This is a genomic window from Thermoanaerobacter siderophilus SR4 (genome assembly GCF_000262445.1).
Lineage (GTDB): Bacteria > Bacillota > Thermoanaerobacteria > Thermoanaerobacterales > Thermoanaerobacteraceae > Thermoanaerobacter > Thermoanaerobacter ethanolicus.
This window is the reverse complement of sequence record NZ_CM001486.1, coordinates 2,165,964-2,190,815: the sequence shown is the minus strand read 5'-3', so window position 1 is coordinate 2,190,815 and position 24,852 is coordinate 2,165,964. Positions and strand designations below refer to the sequence as shown.

The 24,852-nt window shown below is 33.3% G+C and carries 19 protein-coding genes and 8 pseudogenes; 2 read left to right on the top strand and 25 right to left on the bottom strand.

Annotated features, from left to right (window positions below; translation table 11 throughout):
* From fliF to dprA, 9 genes and pseudogenes are all read right to left on the bottom strand, one after another.
* Nucleotides 1-1,520: pseudogene (gene fliF, locus THESIDRAFT1_RS10740) on the bottom strand (flagellar basal-body MS-ring/collar protein FliF).
* A gap of 27 nt (nucleotides 1,521-1,547) precedes the next feature.
* Nucleotides 1,548-1,843 (bottom strand): annotated as a pseudogene (gene fliE / locus THESIDRAFT1_RS10735) (flagellar hook-basal body complex protein FliE).
* Between the two features lie 6 nt (nucleotides 1,844-1,849).
* On the bottom strand, nucleotides 1,850-2,293 hold the full coding sequence (gene flgC / locus THESIDRAFT1_RS10730; protein WP_003866699.1) for a flagellar basal body rod protein FlgC: 444 nt from the start codon (nucleotides 2,291-2,293) through the stop codon (nucleotides 1,850-1,852).
* A gap of 6 nt (nucleotides 2,294-2,299) precedes the next feature.
* Nucleotides 2,300-2,707, bottom strand: coding sequence for a flagellar basal body rod protein FlgB (flgB, locus tag THESIDRAFT1_RS10725; RefSeq protein WP_003866698.1), 408 nt, complete (start codon nucleotides 2,705-2,707; stop codon nucleotides 2,300-2,302).
* Between the two features lie 295 nt (nucleotides 2,708-3,002).
* Nucleotides 3,003-3,755, bottom strand: coding sequence for a GTP-sensing pleiotropic transcriptional regulator CodY (gene codY / locus THESIDRAFT1_RS10720; protein WP_003869175.1), 753 nt, complete (start codon nucleotides 3,753-3,755; stop codon nucleotides 3,003-3,005).
* Between the two features lie 34 nt (nucleotides 3,756-3,789).
* Nucleotides 3,790-5,166: pseudogene (gene hslU / locus THESIDRAFT1_RS10715) on the bottom strand (ATP-dependent protease ATPase subunit HslU).
* Nucleotides 5,167-5,178: 12 nt separating this feature from the next.
* Entirely contained in the window at nucleotides 5,179-5,709 is a 531-nt protein-coding gene (gene hslV, locus THESIDRAFT1_RS10710; protein ID WP_003869177.1) for an ATP-dependent protease subunit HslV, read from the bottom strand.
* Nucleotides 5,710-5,788: 79 nt separating this feature from the next.
* A pseudogene (gene topA / locus THESIDRAFT1_RS10705) lies at nucleotides 5,789-7,869 on the bottom strand (type I DNA topoisomerase).
* Between the two features lie 50 nt (nucleotides 7,870-7,919).
* Nucleotides 7,920-9,008, bottom strand: coding sequence for a DNA-processing protein DprA (gene dprA / locus THESIDRAFT1_RS10700; RefSeq protein ID WP_006570390.1), 1,089 nt, complete (start codon nucleotides 9,006-9,008; stop codon nucleotides 7,920-7,922).
* An 89-nt stretch (nucleotides 9,009-9,097) separates the two neighbouring features.
* Here dprA and THESIDRAFT1_RS10695 point away from each other — a divergent pair, with 89 nt between their 5' ends.
* A complete protein-coding gene (locus THESIDRAFT1_RS10695) occupies nucleotides 9,098-9,826 on the top strand; it encodes a ribonuclease HII (protein ID WP_006570389.1) in 729 nt (242 codons plus the stop codon).
* Nucleotides 9,827-9,832: 6 nt separating this feature from the next.
* Entirely contained in the window at nucleotides 9,833-10,204 is a 372-nt protein-coding gene (locus THESIDRAFT1_RS10690) for a YraN family protein (protein WP_004396179.1), read from the top strand.
* On the opposite strand, the pseudogene trpS reads toward THESIDRAFT1_RS10690, so the two are convergent.
* From trpS to THESIDRAFT1_RS10610, 16 genes and pseudogenes are all read right to left on the bottom strand, one after another.
* Nucleotides 10,193-11,175, bottom strand: a pseudogene (gene trpS / locus THESIDRAFT1_RS10685) (tryptophan--tRNA ligase). The gene THESIDRAFT1_RS10690 and the pseudogene trpS sit on opposite strands and share 12 nt — an antisense overlap.
* Before the next feature lie 81 nt (nucleotides 11,176-11,256).
* On the bottom strand, nucleotides 11,257-12,123 hold the full coding sequence (locus THESIDRAFT1_RS10680) for a YitT family protein (RefSeq protein ID WP_003869183.1): 867 nt from the start codon (nucleotides 12,121-12,123) through the stop codon (nucleotides 11,257-11,259).
* Between the two features lie 63 nt (nucleotides 12,124-12,186).
* Nucleotides 12,187-13,719, bottom strand: a complete 1,533-nt coding sequence (locus tag THESIDRAFT1_RS10675) for a YifB family Mg chelatase-like AAA ATPase (protein ID WP_006570387.1) — start codon at nucleotides 13,717-13,719, stop codon at nucleotides 12,187-12,189.
* 11 nt (nucleotides 13,720-13,730) lie between these two features.
* Nucleotides 13,731-14,561, bottom strand: a pseudogene (ylqF, locus tag THESIDRAFT1_RS10670) (ribosome biogenesis GTPase YlqF).
* A gap of 44 nt (nucleotides 14,562-14,605) precedes the next feature.
* Nucleotides 14,606-14,950 carry a 50S ribosomal protein L19 gene (gene rplS, locus THESIDRAFT1_RS10665; RefSeq protein ID WP_003866683.1) on the bottom strand — a complete coding sequence of 115 codons (345 nt, stop codon included), beginning with the start codon at nucleotides 14,948-14,950 and terminating at the stop codon, nucleotides 14,606-14,608.
* A 22-nt stretch (nucleotides 14,951-14,972) separates the two neighbouring features.
* Nucleotides 14,973-15,698 (bottom strand): tRNA (guanosine(37)-N1)-methyltransferase TrmD, encoded by a 726-nt coding sequence (gene trmD / locus THESIDRAFT1_RS10660; RefSeq protein WP_006570385.1) that lies wholly within the window; start codon nucleotides 15,696-15,698, stop codon nucleotides 14,973-14,975.
* Nucleotides 15,698-16,201, bottom strand: a complete 504-nt coding sequence (rimM, locus tag THESIDRAFT1_RS10655; protein ID WP_003866681.1) for a ribosome maturation factor RimM — start codon at nucleotides 16,199-16,201, stop codon at nucleotides 15,698-15,700. Before rimM ends, trmD begins: the two co-directional genes overlap by 1 nt.
* A gap of 8 nt (nucleotides 16,202-16,209) precedes the next feature.
* The gene (locus THESIDRAFT1_RS10650) at nucleotides 16,210-16,437 is read right to left on the bottom strand and encodes a KH domain-containing protein (protein ID WP_003866680.1); all 228 of its coding nucleotides are present in this window, start codon (nucleotides 16,435-16,437) and stop codon (nucleotides 16,210-16,212) included.
* A 25-nt stretch (nucleotides 16,438-16,462) separates the two neighbouring features.
* Complete coding sequence (rpsP, locus tag THESIDRAFT1_RS10645; RefSeq protein ID WP_003866679.1) at nucleotides 16,463-16,723, bottom strand: 30S ribosomal protein S16; 261 nt, start codon at nucleotides 16,721-16,723, stop codon at nucleotides 16,463-16,465.
* Between the two features lie 37 nt (nucleotides 16,724-16,760).
* Nucleotides 16,761-18,102: pseudogene (gene ffh / locus THESIDRAFT1_RS10640) on the bottom strand (signal recognition particle protein).
* A gap of 13 nt (nucleotides 18,103-18,115) precedes the next feature.
* The gene (locus THESIDRAFT1_RS10635; protein ID WP_003869188.1) at nucleotides 18,116-18,469 is read right to left on the bottom strand and encodes a putative DNA-binding protein; all 354 of its coding nucleotides are present in this window, start codon (nucleotides 18,467-18,469) and stop codon (nucleotides 18,116-18,118) included.
* Nucleotides 18,470-18,568: 99 nt separating this feature from the next.
* Nucleotides 18,569-19,525, bottom strand: a complete 957-nt coding sequence (ftsY, locus tag THESIDRAFT1_RS10630; RefSeq protein ID WP_004396174.1) for a signal recognition particle-docking protein FtsY — start codon at nucleotides 19,523-19,525, stop codon at nucleotides 18,569-18,571.
* Nucleotides 19,518-23,106 (bottom strand): annotated as a pseudogene (gene smc / locus THESIDRAFT1_RS15225) (chromosome segregation protein SMC). Before smc ends, ftsY begins: the two are co-directional and overlap by 8 nt.
* A gap of 42 nt (nucleotides 23,107-23,148) precedes the next feature.
* On the bottom strand, nucleotides 23,149-23,382 hold the full coding sequence (locus THESIDRAFT1_RS10620; protein ID WP_003869191.1) for a DUF2007 domain-containing protein: 234 nt from the start codon (nucleotides 23,380-23,382) through the stop codon (nucleotides 23,149-23,151).
* Nucleotides 23,383-23,432: 50 nt separating this feature from the next.
* Nucleotides 23,433-23,693 (bottom strand): stage V sporulation protein S, encoded by a 261-nt coding sequence (locus THESIDRAFT1_RS10615; RefSeq protein WP_003869192.1) that lies wholly within the window; start codon nucleotides 23,691-23,693, stop codon nucleotides 23,433-23,435.
* Between the two features lie 16 nt (nucleotides 23,694-23,709).
* Complete coding sequence (locus THESIDRAFT1_RS10610) at nucleotides 23,710-24,846, bottom strand: elongator complex protein 3 (RefSeq protein WP_006570383.1); 1,137 nt, start codon at nucleotides 24,844-24,846, stop codon at nucleotides 23,710-23,712.
* Nucleotides 24,847-24,852: the final 6 nt, after the last annotated feature.

Sequence of the window (24,852 nt, the reverse complement as noted above, 5' to 3'; positions counted from 1 at the left end):
CTACTCTTCATTAAGCCATGTCCTAATTACCTGCACAACAAGTTCTGGCTTTTCTTTTATAAGTCTTTCTATCTGTTTTTCTTTTCGTCCTTCTCAGAGAAATCTATTTCTTCGATAGGTTCTATAGGTTCTACAGTAGCTAAGACCTCCTGTTCAGCTGTAGTTAAAGAGGTTTCTTTTTTCTTCCTTCTCATCATAATAAGGAATAGTCCGCCTCCTAACACTAAAGCCGCTAATATAGCCCATACATACACTGGTACTCCCTTTGAAACTTTTGCCTGCTGCTGCATTGTCTTTAACAGGTCTTGGTTAAATTGTATTCCTTGAACCGATACTTTTACAAGAGAATCCCCTCCTGCAGCTTTTGTAACCAAGTCAGCAATTTGCTGTTTCATAGAATTATTAAGATTTTGATTTACAACAACCGCAACAGAAATACTTTCAATTTTCCCTTGAGCTTGAACAAGACTTGTCTTAATTTGATTTATTTCATAATTTATAGTAGTTTCTGTTCTACTGTAATCAGAAGTACCATTACCAGTCGTTGAAGCTACAGGAGGATTATTTGACGCAGTACCTGGTGAGCTTCCACCTTGTGTACCTGTGGCTTTTTCTTTAAGCTCTTGTATACTCCTTACAATTCCTTTATTGTCATTCCCTTGAACAGGCAAATACTCTATAGTATCCTGCGTCTTTTTATCAAAATTTAAAGTAACATTTGCTCTTACAACTACATTACCTGGTCCAAACACTTGTTCTAACAATGTTTGAAGGCTGTTTTGTAAGTCTTCTTGAACTTTTTTTTGAAGAGCAAATTGAGTATTAGCATTTTCAGCAGTAGTATCACTTTCTGCAGTTAGAATTTTACCATTATTATCAATTACAGTAACATTTTCAGGTTTTAAACCTTCTACGCTCTTAGATACAAAATCTATGATTCCCTTGACTTGCGAAGAGGATAAAGTCACACCTGGCTTTAAAGTTAGCATCACAGCCGCTGTAGCTTGATTAGTAGTATTTGAAAGTACAAAGGCATTTTGATCAGGTACTACGATATTGACAATAGCATCTTGCACTCCATCTATAGTTTTTAGAGAATTTTGTATTTCATTTTGTAGAAAATACAAATACTTTTGTCTTCTCTCTTGGTCTGTTGTAGCAAGGGAGTTATTCATAGCGTCTTGAAAGCTAAATCCCCCTTGTGGGATTCCTTCTGTCGCAAGTTTCATCCTCACCTCATCTTTGTATTGTGCGGGAACTAAAATTGTCGTCCCATCGTTCGATATTTTATATGGAATCTTGAATTCGGTTTTTAATTTTTCAACTACCGCTCCTGCATCTTTTATACTTAGATCTGAATATAAAACTACATAATTAGGCCTATTAACTATGTAAACTAATAAAGAAATGCCTATAAAAAGTAAAATAGCAATAATTCCTAACTGTATCTTTTGTTTCTTATCAAACTTATTCCAAAAGTTTGTCAGTTGTTCTCTAAAATTGGCAATGAAGTCTGGCATTAATTCACCTCATTTCAATTAAAGACATTACAATGGCATTCTCATTATTTCCTGATAGGCCTCCAGCACTTTATTTTTATTTGAATTGTAAGCTGCAGTGCAATGTCAGCCTTCGCAGCATCTATCATCACTTGATTTATATCGTCAATTTCACCAGTTACAAGTTTTTGGTCATTTTTCATTGCCGTTAACTGTAAATCATTTACCTTGTTAAAGGCTTCTTTTAAAAAGTCGCTAAAAGTATCTATTTTACTGCCATTCTGTGTTGCTTCTAAAGTGCTATCCAAAGTTACTGGATTAACCGGTGTTATTTGATTAACCATTTATGTCTACCCCCTACCGATTTCTAAAGACTTTTGAAACATAGCTTTTGAAGCATTAAAGGCTGTTACATTGGCTTCATAAGCACGAGTAGCAGAAATCATATCTACCATTTCAGAAACAATGTTTACATTTGGGTACTCTACATATCCATTTTGGTCAGCATCAGGATGTCCAGGGTCATAAACTTCTCTAAGAGGAGTTTGGTCATCCTCAGCTATTTGTACAACTTCTACTCCTTTGCCACTGTATTTACCTTTAACTTTATCTAGAATGCTTTCGAAACTGTCAGGTTGTATTTCTTTTAAAACCACTAATTTTCTCCTATAAGGCCCTCCTTGAACTGTTCTTGTAGTATTTACATTAGCTATATTTTGGGCAATTATGTCCATTCTAAGTCTTTCCGCCGTCAAACCCGAAGCACTTATATCCATAGAACTAAATAAGTTCATTGTAAATTACCTCCCATCTTTTACAGCAGTCATGATAGAGTTAAGCTCTCCACTTACCCTTTGCACAAGGGCATAGTAATACAACTGATTCTTAGCTAAATTTGCCATTTCGGCATCTATGTCTACATTATTTCCATCTAACCTCATGGAAGTGTCATTTACTTGAATAATTTCCGGTTGTATGGAATCAATAGCAGGTGGGCCAATAGGAATGTGCTTAGGGTTTGTAACATAACCTCTTAACTTTGTACCATTTATAGCATCTTTTAAAATATCCTCAAATTTGACTTCAGACCTTTTGAAATTAGGAGTATCCACATTAGCGATGTTATTGGCAATCACATTGTTTCTTACAGTGGCTGCGTACAATCCCTTTTGTAATAAATCTATATTTTCAATTCCTAAATCCAGCATTTTCTCGCCTCCTCTTATTCGACCACACTATACTTAATTCGACAAACAAACCAAAAATCCTGCTAAAATAAGCCAAAAAATAAATATTTAACTTTGTTCTAACACTGCCTTTTTTGTAAAATAATATCAATTTTTATCGAATAATATTATATCATGCCGTAATAGTTTACACCATAAGAAAAAAGTCCTATTTTTATAGGACTCTTTTACATAAAATTAAGTCTCCTGCTTTCATGCTAAAGTACAACCCCATGCATAAAAGCGGAGACTTATATTTTTCAATAAGGGTTTAAATTTATCTTTTCATTTTCTCTAACTCTTCTAATAATTTATCGTTTAGTACCCTTATATGGGTACCTTTCATTCCTAAAGACCTTGACTCAATTATGCCAGCACTTTCAAACTTTCTAAGGGCATTTACAATTACAGACCTTGTAATACCTACTTTATCTGCTATTTTACTTGCAACTAATAATCCTTCTTTTCCATTTAGCTCTTCAAAAATATTTTTTATAGCTTCTAATTCGGAGTAAGAAAGTGTTCCTAGTGCCATTTGAACAACTGCTCTTTTTCTCGCTTCATCCTCTATTTCTTCATTTTTTGACCTTAAAATTTCAAGGCCAACTACTGTAGCACCGTATTCTGCTAATATCAAGTCATCGTCAGTAAATTCTTTTACCCCTCTTGATAAGGCTAAAGTTCCTAACCTGTCTCCACCGCCATTGACAGGTACTATAGTCAAAATTAAATCTGATAAAACTTTATCCTCTTTAAAAAGATTACCTTTATCATTAGCCAGCGTCTCCGTCACTCGCAAAAGTTTGTCATTATATTCTTCAGGTATTATTTTACTTTGAGCAAAAATGTCATTTCCATAATCTTTTAATATACTATAACCCAATACTTTACCCTTTCTACTCAAAATATATACGTTGGCCTCAATGACATCTTTTAAAATATTGGCCATTTCATTAAAATCAACTGGTTGAATTCCTGTTTTTTGCAAAATTCGATTTACTTTTCTAGTTTTTTCTAATAGTGTGCTCATATTTCTAATCCTCCTATGTTTTTATTTTTTATTATCATAAAATGTATTTACTAACTTCGTATTTATTTAGACTATCTTTTAATTGCTCTTTTACATACTCTTCAGTTATCACTATTTGCTGCCCTCCCAATTCTGGCGCATTAAAAGATAATTCTTCAAACAACTTCTCCATGACAGTGTGCAATCTTCTTGCGCCAATGTCCTCCGATTGTTGATTTATAAGATATGCTACTTCTGCAATAGCCTCAATTGCTTCATCAGTGTATTTAACTTCTATTCCTTCTGTTCTTAAAAGCTCTTGATACTGTTTTGTAAGAGCATTTTTAGGCTCCTTTAATATTCTTATAAAGTCCTCTTTTGTGAGAGGTTTTAAATTAACTCTTACAGGAAATCTTCCTTGTAGCTCAGGGATTAAATCAGACACTTTTGCAACGTTAAAAGCACCAGCTGCTATAAACAATATATGGTCTGTCTTAACAGGACCGTATTTTGTCATTACTGTACAACCTTCAATTATAGGAAGAATATCCCTTTGAACTCCTTCCCTTGATACATCTGGTCCTGCTGTATAACCGCTGCTGGCAATTTTGTCAATTTCATCTATGAAAATTATTCCATCGTTTTCTGCTCTTTTAATAGCCTCTTCAATTACTTCATCCATATCTATAAGGTTTTGAGCTTCTTCAGACTCTAGAATTCTTTTTGCTTCATACACAGGAACTTTTTTAATTTTTTCTTTTTAGGTAAAATGTCAGCAAATATATCTTGCAAATTTATGTTCATTTCTTCGGACCCTAAATTAGTATACATCTCAAGCATTGGTGTAGATGTATCTGTTACTTCTATTTCCACTACATAATTATCTAGCTCGCCATTTCTTAACTTTTGCCTTATTTCTTCTCTTTTGTATTGCATACTTTCTTCTTCTGTCTCTTCACTTTTCTCGGCAGAAGGATAATTAAACAATACTTCAAAAGGATTTTTAGTTTGTTTTTTCTTTTTCCAATTATGTAATCAATTAGCCTATCTTCTGCAATTTTCTTCGCTTTTTCAGTAACTTTTTTAATTTTTCCTCTTTTACCATTCTTACAGCAGCCTCTACAAGGTCTCTCACCATGGAATCTACATCTCGTCCTACGTATCCTACCTCAGTAAACTTAGTAGCCTCCACTTTTACAAAAGGAGCTTCTACTAATTTCGCAATTCTTCGAGCAATTTCTGTCTTTCCTACTCCAGTAGGGCCTACCATAATTATATTTTTGGGGGTCACTTCTTCTTTAAAATCGTCAGGTAAAAGATTTCTCCTATATCTATTTCTTAAAGCCACTGCTACTGACTTTTTAGCTTCCTTTTGTCCTACAATATACTTATCTAATTCCTCTACAATCTCCTTGGGAGTATAATTCTTCACTTAGAGCACCCCCTATAAAGTCTCAACTGTTATGTTGTTATTAGTGTAAACACAAATCTTTGAAGCTATCTCTAAAGCTTTTTTTGCTATATCTTCTGTATCTAAATCAGTATTATACCGTAGCGCCAAGGCTGCAGCCATAGCATAATTTCCTCCAGATCCTATCCCAATCACATCCTCATCTGGCTCAATAACTTCACCAGTGCCAGAAATAAGTAAAGTATCCTTTTTATCTACCGCAATCAAAAGAGCTTCTAACTTTCTTAAAATCTTGTCTTTTCTCCATTCCTGTGCCAATTCTACTGCTGCTCTTTTTAAATTACCTCCATACTGCTCAAGTTTTTCTTCAAATTTTTGCGAAAGAGTCAAAGCATCAGCTACCGAACCAGCAAATCCTACTATTACTTCTCCATTATACAATCTTCTAATTTTTTTCGCTCCATGTTTTAAAATTGTATTTTCTCCAAAGGTAATCTGTCCATCACCAGCCACTGATACTTTATCGCCTTTTCTCACAGCAATTATGGTAGTACCCTTAAACATGTTTACACCCCTTTAGATAGTTTAATATTAACACATTTTTCACAATGCTTCAAGAATTAATTCAAAATTTTTGTTAAATTCATTTAACTTCTTTTTGATAATCACATCCTGGATTAGAACATTTTAGTATATGTACATTTTTTGTATTTTTTTCTATTAACATGCTACCACAAACAGGACATTTTTCCTCAACAGGTTTGTCCCACAATATAAAATCGCAATCAGGTGCATTTTCGCAAGCGTAATAAGTTCGGCCTTTTTTGCTCTTTTTCTTTACAATTTCTCCACCACATTTAGGGCATTTAACACCAACCTTTTCGTATAAAGGTTTTGTATTTTTGCATTCAGGAAAACCAGAACAAGCAAGAAATTTTCCATACCTGCCTTTCTTTACAACCATATTTCTTCCACAAAGTTCACATTTAATGTCTGTTACTTCTACTTCTTCCTTTACCTCTATCTCTTCCATTTGTTCTTCTGCAATCTTCAAAGTTTTGTAAAAGTCTTTATAAAACTCTTCCACTACTTCATACCATTTCACTTGACCTTCTTCAATCTTATCTAGCTGCTCTTCCATCTCAGCAGTAAATTTTACATCTACAATTTTTGAAAAGAACTCCTTTAATGCGTCTGTTACAATAAAACCTAATTCTGTAGGTTTTAAATTCTTTTTATCTTTTACCACATATCCTCTTTCTAACAAAGTAGAGATAGTAGGAGCATAAGTGCTGGGACGACCTATTCCTTTTTCCTCCAATTCTTTAATCAAAGAAGCTTCTGTATATCGAGGCGGAGGCTGGGTAAAATGTTGCATTGGCTTTAATTCCTCTAAAAACAATTTGGTCCCTTCTTGAAGTACAGGTACAGTTTTTTCTTCCTCTTCTTGCATATCTGTTCCTTCTACATACACTGTCATAAAACCTAAAAATTTAATGCTAGACCCTGAGGCTTTAAAAACATATCCATTATTTACTATGTCCATAGAAACAGTATCGTAAATTGCAGGTGCCATTTGACTTGCTATGAATCTACTCCAAACTAGTTTGTACAATTTATATTGGTCTGGTGTTAGGGAATCTTTTATACTTTCCGGATCCCTATAAATAGAAGTAGGTCTTATAGCCTCGTGAGCATCCTGCACATTGGCTCTTTTAGAAGCATAATTTGCTTCAGGATTGGCATACTCTTTTCCAAACTTTTCAACTATATATTTATATACCTCTGCCTTAGCTTCATTTGCGACCCTTGTAGAATCAGTCCTTATATAAGTAATAAGACCTACACTGCCTTCTCCTTTGATTTCTACCCCCTCATATAATTGTTGTGCAATTAACATAGTTTTTTTGCAGTAAATCCCAATTTTCTCGAAGCTTCTTGTTGTAAAGTACTAGTGATAAAAGGTGGAGAAGGATTTCTCTTTTTGACACCTGTTTTTACTTTATCTATAATGTATTCTTCAGACAATGCTGCTAATATTTTGTCTACATCTTCTTTTGTCTTTAACTCAACTTTATCCTCTTTGGTACCGTAGAATTTTGCCTCAAACTTGCCAGAGTTTTTCTTATCAGAGAGAATCACGGTAATACTCCAATATTCTTCTGGCACAAAGGCTTCTATTTCTCTTTCTCTGTCGCAGATAAGCCTAGCTGCTACTGATTGAACTCTGCCTGCACTTAATCCCCTCTTTATTTTTTTCCAAAGAAGGGGACTTATTTTATATCCTACTAATCTATCAAGAATTCTCCTGGCTTGTTGCGCATCTACCAAATTTAAATCTATAGAGCGAGGGCTTTTAAGAGCAGTTTGCACTGCATTTTTTGTGATCTCGTGAAATTCTATGCGACAAGGCTCCTCAATATTCAAATTTAACAATTGGGCAATATGCCAGGAAATTGCTTCTCCTTCTCTGTCAGGGTCAGTGGCCAAAAAAATTTTATCTGCATCCTTTGCTTCTTTTTTTAAATTCTCTATAATAGCCCCTTTTCCCCGAATAGTTATGTACCTAGGAGCAAAATTGTTTTCAATATCGATACCTAATTGACTTTTAGGCAAATCCCTAACATGTCCCATGGAGGCTGCTACTTTAAAATTTTTGCCTAAAAATTTAGATATAGTCTTAGCTTTAGCTGGAGATTCCACAATAACTAGAGATTTTGCCATTTCGACACCTCCAAAACAATTTATAATTATATCAAAGTTTTTGACAATTATCAAAATATTTTTTTCTCATATTTATTGCCAGGAAGTTTTTCAATCATACCTTTTAACATTAAAGAAGATAAAATTGCATTAACTTTTGAGATTTTTATTTTCACATAGCCTGCTATTTCTTCTATATCTCTTGGAGCTTCACAAATAAAATCGTACACTTCTTTCTCTTCCTCCGTCAGAGAAGACATAAGATTTTCCTCAATCTTTTGTTGTACATCCTCTCTTAAATTAAATTCTTCTAAAATATCCTCAACACCAATTACAATTTTCGCACCTTGTTTTATGAGCTCATTTGTTCCTCTGCTATAAGCACTCGTTATATTCCCAGGTACTGCAAAAACCTCTCTTCCTTGTTCTAAGGCAAATTGAGCCGTCAATAAAGATCCACTTTTTATTCCTGCTTCTATCACAACTACCCCAAGAGATAACCCGCTTATGATTCTATTCCTCAGAGGAAAATTTTGTGGCAGTGGAGGAGAATCAAGAGGAAACTCTGAAACCAGCAATCCCTCCTCACTAATTTGCTCCATCAGCTTTTTATTTTCTCTTGGATAAACTATGTTTATGCCATTTCCCAAAACAGCAATAGTTTTTCCTCTTTCCTTCAACGCTCCTATATGAGAAAAACTATCAATTCCTCTTGCCATGCCACTTACAACTGTTATACCTCTTTCTGACAGCTCATATGCCAATTTTTGTGCCACTTGTTTTCCATAAAAAGTAGCATTTCTTGCGCCCACCATGGCAATGCACAAATTATCTTTTAAATTTATATTCCCCTTCAAATATAAAACAGGAGGTGGATCATAAATATTTTTTAATTCTTTCGGATATTCCTCCTCTTCTAATGTATATACACTTATTTTTAAATTTTGCAATCTTTCTATATAATCAAAAGGGTTCAACTTCTGAGCTTCTATTATATTTTGTACTAATTTTCTATTTCCTATTGCTTTAAAAATATCAATTTCTTTTGCTTTATACACACCTTCCGCAGTTTTGAAAAATTCCATCAATTGAACAAAACTTTTATACCCTATTCCTTTGACAGTACTTAACCATATTTTAAAAATCTTTTCCCTTTCCATAATTGTTCCCCTTTAACATCGTTTTCCCTAATTATCTTTATTATAATACATAACCTGTGATAAAATAAAGAAAAAAGAAAGGTGATACAATGTCAAACTTATATAACCTACGCCAACTCAAAAACTATTTATACCAAAATCCCTTTTGTGACTTTCAATCTCTCAGCTTAAATGAAACTGCTAAAAAGTGGCTTGAAAAAGAAACAGAAAGAATAAATAATCTAAAATACTATGAAAATCAATTATATCAATTAAATTTAAATTTCATTGCTGGAGTAGACGAGGCGGGAAGAGGTCCTTTAGTAGGACCAGTAGTTGCCGCCTGTGTAATACTTCCTAAAGAAGTTTTCATCCCTGAGATAAATGACTCGAAAAAACTATCTGAAGAAAAAAGAGAAGTATTGTCAGAGATAATAAAAAAAGTAGCTATCTCGTATGCCATTGGAATAGTTGATTGCGAAGAAATTGATAAAATAAATATATTAAATGCTACCTACAAAGCCATGCAGATTGCTATTTCAAAAATACAACAAAAAATTGATTACCTTTTAGTAGATGCTATTACCATTCCTCAAATAGAGATAAATCAAAAAGCGATAGTAAAAGGAGATTCAAAAAGTATTTCTATAGCTGCTGCCTCTATACTGGCAAAGGTTGAAAGAGATAAAATAATGAAAGAATACCACAAAATCTATCCTCAGTATAATTTTGAAAAAAACAAAGGTTATGGTACAAAAGAACATATTGAAGCTTTAAAAAAATACGGTCCCTGTCCTATCCACAGAAAGACTTTTATTGAAAAAATTCTGAAAGGATGAAAAACATTGAACAAAAAAACAATAGGCAGCTTAGGAGAAAAAATAGCTGCCCAATATCTATTAAAATCAGGTTATAAAATTTTAGAGAAAAATTTTAAATGCAAAATTGGGGAAATAGATATAATAGCTCTATTCAAAAAAGAAATAGTTTTTGTAGAGGTAAAAACAAGAACCTCTACCTCTTTTGGAACTGGAAGTGAAGCTGTAAATTTTCATAAACAACAAAGAATATTGAAAATTGCCCAGTTGTACTTGGCTTCAACAGAAAAATTTCGAAATTTTCAGCCTCGTTTTGACGTGATTGAGGTTTATTTAAATCCTGATACATTAGCCTTTGAAAAACTAAGTCATTTCCCAAACGCCTTTTTAATCTTTTAATATCAATCCCATCTTTTCTTTTACTTCTTTCAAAGTTTTTTCTGCAACAGCTTGAGCTCTTTCCGCCCCTTCCTTTAAAACCTTCAAAACATAATCTCTACTGAGGTCTTTATAATTTTTTTGTATAACAGTCAATTTATCTATTACAACCTCTGCTAATTCTTTCTTTAAAGTGCCATAACCCTGTCCTTTAAATTTATTTACAACTTCTTCTATTTCCATACCTGTAAATAAACTATAAATAGTCAAAAGATTGCTAACACCCGGTTTGTTTTCCCAATCAAGCCTTATTTCAGTCTCAGAATCAGTCACTGCTCTCATTATTTTCTTTTTGATTACAGAAGGCTCATCCAAAAGATTGATTCTGTTATTTGGATCACTGTCACTTTTACTCATCTTTTTAGTAGGGTCAGTAAGACTCATTATTCTCGCACCAAGTTTTAAAATCATAGGCTCAGGAACTACAAAAGTTTCACCAAATCTGTTGTTAAAACGCTGCGCAATGTCTCTTGTCAGTTCTAAGTGCTGCTTTTGGTCTTCTCCTACAGGAACATAATGGGTATTGTATAAAAGTATATCTGCTGCCATCAAGTCCGGATATGTAAAAAGTCCAACTGAAACAGATTCCTTTCCTTTGCTTTTATCCTTAAATTGTGTCATCCTGCTCAATTCACCAAAATAGGTTATACATTGTAGCAACCATGCCAATTCTGCATGGGCAGGAACGTGAGACTGAATAAAAATGGTAACTTTTTTAGGATCTAAACCTATTGCAAGGTAAAGTGCTGCCAATTCAATAGTTTTTCCTTTAAAACTTTAGGGTCTTGAGGAACTGTTAAAGCATGTAAATCAACGGCACAAAAAAAGCATTCATAATCATCTTGTAGCGCAACAAATTGCCTCATTGCTCCCAAATAATTACCTATGTGAATGTCTCCCGTTGGTTGTACTCCTGAAAAAACTCTTTTCAAGCTATCAACTCCTTTTCAATTGAGTATTTTATGTCGTTTAGAAAAAATTATAAGAGAAAATTTCAAAATTTGCAATGAAATTTAAAATAATTCCCTCATAAATCCTTTTCCATGAACTTCGGCTACATCTAATATAGAGATAAAAGCATTTTCATCTATTTGGTGTACAATAAGCTTAAGCTGTGGAAGCTGTGTTAAAGACACAATGGAATATAAAACCTTTTTGTTCTCTTTGGTATAAGCACCCTCTCCATGAAGCAAAGTAACCCCTCTTTTTAATGTAGTCATTATTTCTTTGCTCACTTCTTCTACTTTATCAGTAACCACCAGCACCATTTTTTGTCTATTAAAACCTTTTATAGTTTTATCCACCATGTAGGAAGTAATGTACATTGAGACAAGAGTGTAAAGAGCACTGGTCAAACCAAAAAATATAGCTCCAATGGCTACGATAAAAAAGTTAACAATAAAAGAAATATGCCCAATTTCAAAATTATCATATTTCTTTTTTACAATTACAGAAATTATATCTAAACCGCCAGTTGACCCGTGATTACTAAAAACTATTCCCATACCTAAACCATTTAACACTCCGCCGTATAAACTCAAAAGTAATGGATCATTTATATGTAATATATTTTTTATTGAATAAGTAAGCACCAAAAACAAAGAAAGTGATACAGTACCTATAATAGTAAAAATTGTAAATCTTAAATTTACTTTTTTATAGCTCAAAATTAAAAGCGGGATGTTTAGCAAAAATATAGTGTATCCTGCAGGAAACTTGGTTAAATACTGTATAATAAGTGCAATACCAGAGACTCCTCCACTTAAAAGTTTAGCATGAACAATAAACATGTTAATACCAATAGCAGACATTAAAGTCCCTATAAGAATAAAGAAAATATTTTTTATACTTTCCCTATTAAAAAAACTTGTTATCTCCAAAGCTAACACCTTCTTATCACATTTGAGAATTAATTACTTTACATAAAATTTTTATTGTAATTTTTATTTATACCAATATTTGCTATCAACAATTCTATACTGTAATGCTTCTGCTACATGCTCAAACTTAATATTTTCTGCACCTTCCAAATCAGCAATTGTACGAGCAACTTTTAAAATTTTATTATATCCTCTTGCACTTAAATAAAACTTCTCGAAAGCCTCATTTAAAAATTTTTTAGTATCTTCATCAAGTTTGCAATATTTTTTTAACATATTTCCTTTTAATTGAGAATTAAAGTATATACCAGTACCTTTATACCTTTTAAGTTGCATTTCTCGTGCTTTTATAACTCGTTCGCGAATTTCCTTGGAACTTTCCGATGGCGTTTCTTCTTCGAAATATTTATCTTTTTTAAGAGGTTTTACCTCCACATGTAAATCAATTCTATCTAACAAAGGTCCTGAAATTTTATTTTGGTATCTTCTTATTTCATTTACACTACAATGGCATTCGTGAGTATCATCGCCATAATAGCCACAAGGACAAGGATTCATAGCTAAAATTAAAATAAATTTACTTGGATAACTAAAGCTACCATTTACACGAGTAATTGTAACCACTTCATCTTCTAACGGCTGCCTTAAAACTTCTATTGCATCTTTTTTAAATTCAGGAATCTCATCTAAAAATAACACTCCATAGTGGGCAAGGGATACTTCCCCAGGCTTAGGATATTTTCCTCCCCCAACTAAAGCAACTGTAGAGATAGTATGATGAGGAGCTCTAAAAGGTCGAGTAGTGATAAGAGGTGTACCTTTTGGAAGCAATCCTGCTATACTGTATATCTTGGTAACTTCTAAAGCCTCTTCAAAACTTAACTGAGGAAGAATAGTAGGAAAACGCCTTGCCAACATAGTTTTACCCGCTCCAGGAGGGCCAATCATTAGCACATTGTGGCCTCCGGCAGCGGCAATCTCAAGTACCCTTTTCGCATTTTCTTGTCCCTTTACTTCAGCAAAATCTACGTCGTATTCTACATTATCAAAAAAACTATTAATATCTAAAGTAAAAGATTCTATTTCCCTATCTCCATTTAAAAATTCAACCACTTCTTTTAAATTTTTCATAGGATATACTTTTATCCCCTCAACAACTGCCGCTTCATAAGCATTTTCATAAGGAACAACAATAGAGGATATACCTTTTTCCTTTGCCCCGATTACCATTGGCAGTATACCATTTACGCCTCTTAGACTTCCGTCCAAAGAAAGTTCACCTACAAAGGCTATATCTTCCTTTTCCTCTTTTATCTCCTCTGTGCATTTTAAAATTCCTATTGCCAAAGGCAAATCAAAAGCAGTACCTTCTTTTTTAGTATCCGCTGGTGCTAAATTTACAGTAATTTTTTTGAGGGGAAATTCAAAGCCACTGTTTTTGATAGCAGACCTTACTCTGTCTCTTGCTTCCTTAACTTCTGTATCGCCCAAGCCCACAATATCAAAAGAAGGAATTCCTGTAGATAAATCTACCTCCACCTCTACCACATAGGCATTTATCCCTAAGACTGCCATACTTTTTACTTTAGAAAGCATAAAAATCCCCCTTATGGTCTTTCCAGAGAAATCTTCCCCAGTTTTCCCTTGCGAAAATCCTCCAGCAAAATATGAGAAGTTTTTAATGTATCTACTTCTCCACCTGCAATTAAACAACCTCTTTTTCTACCTATTTCTTTTAAAAGTTCAAAATCTTCATCTACTATTTTATCAATTTTATAGCGGGACATCAAATAATTGGGATAATACTTTTTTAAGATTGCTACTAAGTTTAATGCTATTTCTTCTATGTCCAATATTTCATCTTTTATAGCTCCAGTAATTGCTAACATAATTCCTACTTTTTTATCGTCAAATTTTGGCCAGAGTATGCCAGGAGTGTCCAAAAGGTCGAAATAAGGAGTTTTTATCCAATGCAAAGCCCTTGTAACCCCCGGCTTATCGCCAGTCTTTGCCCTTTTACTGCCAATTAATTTATTAATAAAAGTAGATTTACCGACATTTGGAACACCTACAATCATTCCTCTCAGCCTTGGAATCATTCCTTTTTGCTTTTTTTATCCAAAATATCTTGACAAACTCTCTGAGTTGCTTCATTTATCTCTTTAAGGCCAAATCCTGTAATTGAATTAACTTTTACCGCTTCTATTCCCTTTTCTTTAAAATATTCTATCCATAAATCCGTAATTACATCATCAGCCAAATCAGCTTTATTGAGAAGAATGATCCTTTTTTATTTTTACAATATCATCAATATCTGGGTTTCTACTGCTTTTAGGTATTCTCGCATCTACTATTTCGTATACTACATCTACTAACTTAAGGTTAGAAACTATCTCCTTTTTAGATTTTGCCATATGTCCAGGATACCACTGTATCATGTCTAATTCCTCCACATATTTAAAAAAGGGGTTTTAACCCCTTTTTACATTAATTCCTTTATCTTTGTAGCAGCTTTTCCTACTCTCTTTCTCAAATAATACAATTTTGCTCTTCTGACTTTACCTCTCCTTATAACCTCTATCTTTTCAATTCTTGGAGAGTGAAGTGGAAAAGTCCTTTCAACTCCAACGCCATAAGATACACGTCTTACAGTGAAAGTCTCTCTTAAACCTGATCCACTCTTTTTAATTACTATCCCTTCAAAAGGCTGAATTCTTTCCCTATCTCCTTCAATAACCTTATAATGTACCCTTATAGTATCTCCTACATTAAAAGGAGTTAAGTCTTTTCTCATCTGCTGACTTTCAACTGCTTTTATTAAGTCCATTATTTTTCCCTCCTTCCACCTTCTAAATGTCAAATCCTTTTTCTCTTAAAAACTTTTTATCTTCTTCAGTCAAAACAGCCTTTTTAAGCAAATCAGGCCGTTTTAAAAGAGTTATCTCTAAAGACTTTTGCCTTCGCCATTTAGCTATTTCGGCATGATTACCACTTAGTAAAATTTCTGGCACCTTCATACCTCTAAAAATTTCTGGCCTTGTATACTGTGGATATTCCAATAAATTATTAGCAAAGGATTCTTCTATAGCGCTTTGAGGGTGTGAAAGTACTCCTTCAATAAGTCTTGTTACAGCGTCAATGATAGCCATGGCGGCTATCTCTCCGCCTGTCAATATAAAATCTCCTAAAGAAATTTCTTCATCAATAACAGAATAGACTCTTTCATCTATTCCTTCATAGTGGCCACACAAAAGGGCTATTCTTTCTAATTTAGACATCTTAACCGCCATTTCCTGATTGAAAATTTTACCTTTAGGACCAAGGTAATATACAGGGATATTTCCTTGACTTTTTACAAATTCAATTGCATCAAAGAGAGGCTGAGGCATCATCACCATTCCTGGCCCGCCTCCATAAGGATAATCATCTACTCTTTTGTGTTTATCCTTTGAAAAATCTCTTATATTTATCAAATTAACTTTTATTTTTCCTTTTTCAATAGCCCTTTTCAATATACTATAGGATAAAACACTATCAAACATTTCAGGAAATAGGGTTAAAACGTCAAAAATCATCATAGCCCCTCCAGAAGGTGGACCACCATTACTTTATTGTCAACATCAACTTTTTTGACCACTTCTTTTATAGCAGGAATTAGTATTTCCCTCTCCTCAGTTTTTATTACATACACATCATTTGCACCTGTCTTAAGTACCTCTACCAATGTACCCAGAAAACTTCCTTCTTCTGTATACACCTTCATCCCGACTAAATCTTTGATGAAATATTCATTTTCTTCTAACTCCAAAGCATTTTGAGAGTCAACTTTTAAAAAGGCCCCTTTTAATTTTTCTGCATCGCCTCTAGTATCAATTCCTTTTAATTTTACACAAACTCCTTTAGATATAATCTTGACATATTCAATGTCATATTTGTGGGGCCTTTGTTGGTCATCAAAAATCCATACATACTCAAGGTCATAAAACCTTTCGGGAACATTGGTAAGAGGATATACTTTAACTTCGCCCTTAATGCCATGGGCAGAAGTAACTTTTCCTACATTATAATAATCAGCCATACCACCACCTAGATTATCTCAACAATCACACGTTTCTTTTCTTTTAAGGCAGCAGCTTTAACCAACGTGCGAATTGCTTGAGCAATCCTTCCCTGTTTCCCAATTACTTTTCCCATATCTTCGGGAGCAACTTTAAGCTCTATGATAACAGATTGCTGTCCTTCAATTTCATTGACTTCTACAGCATCAGGATTGTCAACTAACGCCTTGGCTATAGTTTTAACCAATTCTCCCATTATTACACCTCCTCACAAGAGAGGATTATTGAGATGCACTATTGCCAATTATACCTTCTTTTTTAAACAGTGACTTTACAGTATCTGAAGGTTGGGCACCAACACTAAGCCACTTTTTAGCCTTTTCAACATCTATTTTTATTTCAGCAGGCTGGGCTATAGGATTGTAATATCCTATCTCATCAATAAACCTTCCATCTCTTGGTGACCTTGAATCTGCTACTACTATCCTGTAAAAAGGTCTTTTCTTAGCCCCAAACCTTTTTAATCTTATTCTGACTGCCACTTTCTCACCTCCTTCAAAAGTTGCCCACCTTCCGATATCATCTAAAGAAAGGCAGCCTCATTTTACCTTTCTTTAGGTCTTTGTCAATATCAGCAAATTTCTTCATCATCTTTTTAGTTTCTTCAAACTGTTTTAAGAGGCTATTTACCTGTTGGATGGTGGTACCGCTGCCTTTGGCTATTCTTTTCTTTCTACTGCCATTTATAATAGAAGGGTTTTTGCCTTTCTTCTTTAGTCATAGATTGAATAATGGCTTCTATCCTCTTTAAGTCTTTTTCAGAAATGTCTACATTTTTAAGCATGTTTTTGTTCATTCCAGGGATCATACTGAGAAGTTGGTCTAAAGGCCCCATATTTTTAAGACTCTGCAATTGTTCCAAGAAATCTTCCAATGTAAACTGTTTTGTTAAAAGCTTTTGACCTAACTCTTGTGCCTTTTTCTCATCAATTGCTGCTTGGGCCTTTTCAATTAAAGTCAAAACATCTCCCATTCCCAAAATACGAGAGGCCATTCTATCAGGATAAAAAGGCTCTAAATCTGTCAACTTTTCGCCTGTACCCACATATTTTATGGGTTTTTGTGTAACAGCCTTAATAGAAAGAGCTGCTCCACCCCTCGTATCTCCATCCAATTTTGTCAATATAACTCCTGTTATATCTAGCCTTTCATTAAAGGAAGACGCTACATTCACTGCGTCTTGACCTGTCATCGCATCTACTACTAGCAAAATTTCATCTGGTTGTACTGCTTTTTTTATATTTACAAGTTCCTCCATTAATTCTTCATCTATGTGAAGCCTACCCGCAGTATCTATGATAATTACGTCAGAGTTATGAGACCTTGCATAATCAATAGAAGCTTTTGCAATATCAACAGGATTTACTTTGTCCCCCATTGTAAAAACTGGTACATTTACATTAGCTCCCACAACCTGTAACTGCTTTATGGCAGCCGGTCTGACGACGTCACAGGCTACTAGTAGGGGATTTTTTCCCTGCTTCTTTAACAAGTTTGCCAATTTCCCACAAGCAGTAGTCTTTCCAGAACCTTGAAGTCCAACCATCATTATAACTGCAGGAACTTTATTCCCTATATTTAACCGGCTTTGAGTAGACCCCATAAGGGCTATAAGCTCATCATTGACTATCTTTATCACCTGTTGCCCCGGGGTCAGGCTTTCCATCACTTCTTGCCCTAAAGCTTTTTCTGTAACAGAGTTTATAAAGTCTTTTACTACCTTAAAGTTGACATCCGCTTCTAAGAGGGCAACTTTTACTTCCCTCATAGCTTCTTTTATATCTTTTTCTGTGAGTTTTCCTTTTCCTCTTAACTTTTTAAAGATTTCCTGCAGCCTTTCAGATAGGCTTTCAAAAGCCATTAAAATTTACCTCCTACGGATTTAGCTCCTCTATTTCACGAGCTATCTCCTCAATAATTTTTAAAATTTCTGGGTCTCTTTCTCTTTGCCGTATTATTTTAATGCCCTTTTCTATCTTATCCAGTTTATTCATTATTTCTTGATGTCTTTTTACCAATCCTAATTTTTCCTCAAAAAACTCTAACGAGCTTTCTGCTCTTTTTAAGGTATCATAAACCCCTTGCCGCGAGATATCCAAAAGTTCGGAAATTTCTCCAAGAGAATAATCATTTAAATAGTACATCTCAAAAATTTCTCTTTGCTTATCTGTAAGCAAAGCACCATAAAAATCATACAAAAGAGTCATAAATAAAAAATCATCATCCACAAAAATCCCACCCGTTAAGGTCCTAACCTTTACATTAAGATTTTATATGAAGGGCTGCTTTTTGTCAAGCTGTGTTTTTTCATTTTTTTATGATTTAATTTACTGAAAAATAGCAGAAACGAAAGATTTTGCATCAAAAGCTTGCAAATCCTCTATTCCTTCCCCAATTCCTATATATCTTATAGGTACATTTAATTCTGATTTTATAGCTACCACAATTCCACCTTTTGCCGTTCCATCTAATTTGGTAAGTACAATACCGGTTATATCAGAAACTTCTTTAAATATTTTCGCCTGTTGAAGAGCATTTTGACCAGTTGTAGCATCTAAAACTAAAAAGGTTTCTACTCTCGCTTCAGGATATTCCCTATCTATAACTTTGCGTATTTTCCTCAATTCCTCCATCAGATTCTTTTTATTATGCAGTCTACCTGCAGTATCACAAATAAGTATATCTATTCCCCTTGCTTTTGAGGCTTGAATGCCATCAAAAATAACAGAAGCTGGATCTGAGCCTTCTTGGTGTTTGATAATTGGACAGTTAACTCTCTCTGCCCATATTTCTAACTGGTCAATAGCTGCAGCTCTAAAAGTATCACCTGCTGCTAGCATAACTTTTTTGCCTTCTTTTTTGTACAAATAAGCTAATTTTCCAATTGTAGTAGTCTTTCCTACTCCATTTACCCCAACGTTCAATATCACCATAGGAGAAGTCAAGGTAAAAGGTTCTACATCCTTTTGCAAAATTTCATAAACTTCTTCAGCTAAAAGTTCTTTTATTTGAGACGCATCATAAATCTTTCTTTCTTTTGCCTTTTGACGTATTCCTTCTATAATCTTAGAAGTAGTACTAATACCTATATCAGCTAAAATTAAAATCTCTTCTAATTCTTCCAAAAGTTCTTCGTCAATTTTTCTACCTATTGTAACAATACTATCTATTTTAGAAGTCAAATTTTCTCTTGTTTTTAAAAGTCCTTCTTTAATCTTTTGAAAAAAACCTTTTTTTTCAGCAGTTTCGGATTCTTTTTTAGATTTGTCAAAAAAATTAAGCATGTTTTACCAAGCCTCCTATTTTGTCGTCAGTATTTAGTTTAAGGGATAACAATTTGGAAACTCCTTTTTCTTGCATTGTTACACCGTATATCGCATCTGCCACCATCATTGTCCCTTTTCTGTGGCTTACAACTATAAACTGAGTATCTCTTGACAATTCTTTCAGAAACTCAGCAAATCTCTCCACATTTGCATCATCTAATGCTGCATCTATCTCATCCAATATACAAAAAGGAGTAGGTTTTATAATTAGCATTGCAAATAAAAGGGAAATAGCAACTAATGCCTTTTCTCCTCCTGAAAGAAGAGAAAGGGTTTGCAATTTCTTTCCTGGGGGCTGTGCTTTAATTTCTATACCTGTTTCTAAAAGATTGTCTTCATCAGTAAGTATTAACTCTGCATTACCCCCTCCAAAAAGTCGCCTAAACGTCTCCTTAAATTGAATCTGTAGGATTTCAAAACCATCTTTAAATTTTGTTTTGATAATTTTATTTGCTTCTTCGATTACAGAAATTAAAGATTCCTTTGCCTTTATAATATCTTCCATCTGAGATTTTAAAAAATCATACCTTTCCTTTACCTCTTTATATTCTTCAATAGCATCTATATTCACATTACCTAATCCTTTTATAGCCTTTGCCAAATGATCTGCTCTTTGTCTTAATTTTGAAATCTCGCCTTCTTCAGCTTCTTCAAAAGCTCTGTCTAAGGTCAATTCATATTCTTCCCAAAGCCTATTTTTGATATTGTCAATCTCTATCTGGAATCTTTGCATTTCCATTTCTACCTTATGAAATTCTTCATTAATATTAGTAAATTCTTGTTGTAAAATCGAAAATTTTTCTTTACGCTTTTGTAAATCTTCTTCTTCTTGGAAAATATTATCTTCTAAAGAAGAAATATCTTTTTGAATTTTTTCTACTTCTTGTTGTAATTTATATATTTCTCCTTGCAACTTTTCCCTATCTAAACTCAAATTGACCTTTAAGCTTTCTATTTCTTTAATATTCTTTTCCTTCTCTACTATATTGTTTTTTTCTCTATCAAATTCTTGTCGTTTATCTTTTAAGTTATGAAGTTCATTCTGGAGCTTTTGTTCGATTTTAGCGATTTCAATCTTCAAAGCAGTGATTTCTTTGTCTAAAATTGCTAAATTTTCCTCTCCTTTATTGTTTTTTCTTTAAAACCATTGATCAAAGCATCCAATCGTTCTTTTTCTTTTTCTAAGCTTTCTAACTCTTTTAAAAACCGGTCAATTTCTTGTTGATAATTTCTAACATTTTCCTTTAATTCATCAATTTCTAAAGTATAATTTTCTAGTTGATTTAATAAATTTCCTATTTCTTTTTCTAATGAAATCCTCCTTTGCTCATTAGAAGTTATATTGTAGCTAATATCAGAAATTTCTTTGTTGAATAATTCTATTTGCTCCTCTTCATGAATTTTATCATTTATTTTTTGCCCAATTTCTTCCACCAATATTTCTTGTTGATTTTTTAAACTATCAATTTCTTTTTTCAGTTTAGTTATCTCTTCTTTTCTCTTAAAGATGCTTTGAAGTTTAGGTTTTAAACTGCCACCGGTTATTGCACCCCCTGGATTTATAACTTCTCCTTCTAATGTTACAATTTTATAAGCTTGATTATATTTTTTAGATAACCTCACTGCATTTTCAATGGTATCTACTATAATAACACGACCTAACAAAAAATTAAAAATTTCTTCTAAATTATCGTTATACTTTATTAGCTTAGAAGCAACTCCAATTACGCCTTTCTCAGTCAAAATATTGCTTTCCTGTTGAGAAAGACCCCTCCCACGGATTAAATCAAGAGGCAAAAAAGTAGCTCTTCCTAAATCTTTTTGTTTTAACCTTTCAATAATTTCCGCTACTCCCTCAGAAGATTTTATAACTATATTCTGTATACTTGAGCCCAATGCTACCTCAATTGCTGTGCTATAAGTATTTTCAACCTCTAAAAGTTCCCCCACTACTCCTATTATATTTTCCTTAAAAGAAGGAATATTTTCAGAGAGTTTTAACAAGTTCCGCACAGTTCCACTATAGCCTTCGTAATTTTTATCCATCTCCTCTAAAATAGAAAGTCGTGACCTTTTTCTTTCAATTTCTTCTTTAATAACTTTTAAAGTATCTTCTCTCAAAATCAGCTCACTATCAATTTTTTGTAAAGCTTGCTGTTTAGTAACCCTTTGCTGATTCTTTTTATCCAGTTCTTTTTGTAAAATTTGTAATTCTTCAACAATTTTATTTTTTCTTTATCCAAAATTTCTATTCGATTTTGAATTTCCTCTATATGCTTTTTTAAATTTTGCTGCCTACTTATTGCCTCTTCCTTTAGAGAATTGTTCAAAGACAATTTTCCTTTCACATCTGCTATGCTATTTAAAATTTCAATTATATCTTCCTTAGCTTTTTCAACTTCTTCTATCTCATTCTTTTGTTTCTTTTGCAAACTTACATATTCTTCTTGAAATTGTCTTAACTTTTCTTCCAATTCTTCCTTGTTTGCATGTAAAAGGGCTACATTAGACTCTATCCTTTTAAGTTCTTCCTTTAAAACTCTTTCCCGTTTTGCAGCTTTTTCTAACTCCTCTCTGTAAAGCTCTGTGGTTTCTTCCAAATTTCTAAGCTTCTCTATTATTAATTCCCTTTTTCCTGAGACTATCTCTATCTCTCTTAACTTATTGTGATATTCCTCTTTTTTACTGCCCAATTGCTGTTTTAAGTCATGAATTTCTTTTTCTTTATATAACAAATTCTCCTCTTGATTGATTTTATGTATTTTTTTTACATCTAATTGATTTTTTAAGTTCTCATATTTTCCTTTTAAAGCATCGTACTGATTCATAGACCTCTTTGCTAATTGAATATATAAACTTATATCTGCTTTCCTTTTTTCCTTGTGGAGTTTTAAAAACTCTTCTGCCTTGCTTTTTTGCGTTTCCAAAGTAGTAAGCTGCTTCTCTAATTCTACAACTATATCGTTTAAACGAAGTAGATTATCATTAGCTGCTGTGAGTTTCCTTTCTGCTTCTTCTTTTTTATATCTGTACTTTGAAATACCTATTGCTTCCTCAAAAATTTGTCTTCTATCTTCTGGTCTTGCAGATAGGATCTCGTCTATTCTCCCTTGTCCTATTATTGAATAGCCTTCTTTTCCTACTCCTGTATCTAAAAAAAGCTCGTATATGTCCTTAAGACGGCAAGGAGTTTTATTTATAAAAAACTCACTTTCGCCAGATCTAAAAATTTTTCTGGTAATAACTACCTCTGTATAATCAAAAGGAAGATAACCATCGGAATTATCAAGGGTGAGATTTATTTCACAAAAACCTAAAGGTTTTCTATTCTCGCTACCTGCAAAAATTACATCCTCTAACTTAGAACCTCTTAAACTTTTGATACTTTGTTCTCCCAGAACTAATCTAATAGCGTCAGAAATATTACTTTTGCCACTTCCATTTGGACCTACAATTGCTGTTACACCTTTTTCAAAATTAAGAGTTACTTTGTCTGCAAAAGACTTAAAGCCTTGAAGTTCAAGTTTCTTAAGGTACATACCACCACTCCTTATGCACCTTCCATTTTACCACATCTACATTTAAATTTCATCTTCATTTTTTCGTATTTCTTCTACAATCTCCTCTATTTCTTCCTTATAAGAAGAAGGTGCTAATATTTCTCCCCATCCTGTTACCATTTGAAACAATCCATCATAAGCCGTATCATGATAACTTCTTATAAAATGTGGTATCCCCTTTTCTTTTAAAATGCCTTCTAACAGTTTAGCTTCTATTTCATTTTCTAACACTAAAATTTTAACGAAGCCTTCCATCAAAATCACCTCTATATAAAAATAAAACCTGCTAAAAAAGCAGGTTTAGATTATCTTGGTTCTACAATAAATTTTATCGCTGTCCTCATTTCGCCGTCTATCTCAATCTCTGAAAAGGCAGGAATCGCAATTAAGTCTATGCCATTTGGCGCCACAAACCCCCTTGCTATTGCAATAGCCTTAACCGCTTGATTTACTGCACCTGCCCCAACCGCCTGAATTTCTGCTGAAGATTTTTCTCTTAAGACGGCTGCTAATGCACCTGCTACAGACTTAGGTTTAGATTTAGCTGATACTTTTAGAACCTCCACTGTAAAATAACCTCCTTCATACATTATTGTGAAAATGAATACATTTGATATATATTATATATTCGATAAAAACCAATATTTCCTTCTTTTTATAAAATTTTTTAAAAATTATTTTTATAAAATCGGTTATAGAAATACGCATGATCTTTTTATCACTACAAACAACTATTTTGTCATTAGTCAGACTGTTTAATATTTTAAATTCCGTCTTTACGTTGTATTTTTTTTCTAAAAACAACTTGTTGAATTTTTTTTGCCCTATAATTGTGGAAATCCGCTTTTCATTAGAAAAAATCGTAACCTTTGTGTTCCTTATATTTTTATCCTCAAATACCCTTATGAAAATGTCAAGAATAACACTTGACTCAACTAATTGTCCCATCGCAGGATGAAAAGGACCTGCTACTACATCTTTATTGTAATTAATATTTTCTGTCGTTTGAAGTCCAATCCGAATGACATCAATATTATTCTTAATAAAAATTATATACATTTTCTTTGAAATTTCAACAGCCTCTTGCAAGGTTAGAGGAAAGAATCTTCCTTCTTTATACATTCTTTCAAGATAAGTATTTTTAATCACCAAAGTAGGATAAATCCTCACAAAATCAGGTTTCAACTCCACAATCTTATAAGCGGTATTTAAAGATTTCTCTAAGTTATCTCCAGGTAGTCCTATCATTATTTGCAATCCTAATTTAAAGTCATATTGCCGAATTAGATTCACAGCTTTTACGACATCCTCACTTGTATGACCTCTTCTACTTTTTAAAAGCACTTCTTCATCCATTGACTGTACTCCAAGTTCTATTATTGAAACTTTGTATCTCTTAAGATTTTGTAAAATCTCGGTGTCTATATAATCAGGACGAGTAGACAAACGAATAGCATCTATTTTGCCATTGTCCAAATATTCTTTCGCAATTCCCAAGTAGAGATTTTGCATATCCTGTGGTATTCCCGTAAAACTGCCACCAAAAAAAGATACCTCTATTTCTGCATCCCTTGGAAGAGTTTTTAAATGGGTTTCTATAGTTTGTCTTACATATTCTTCTGTTATCTCCTGCTGTTGGCCTGTTATTGAATTTTGATTGCAAAAAACACACTTAAAAGGACAACCTAAATGGGGTATAAAAAGTGGTATTATATACATCTTTTT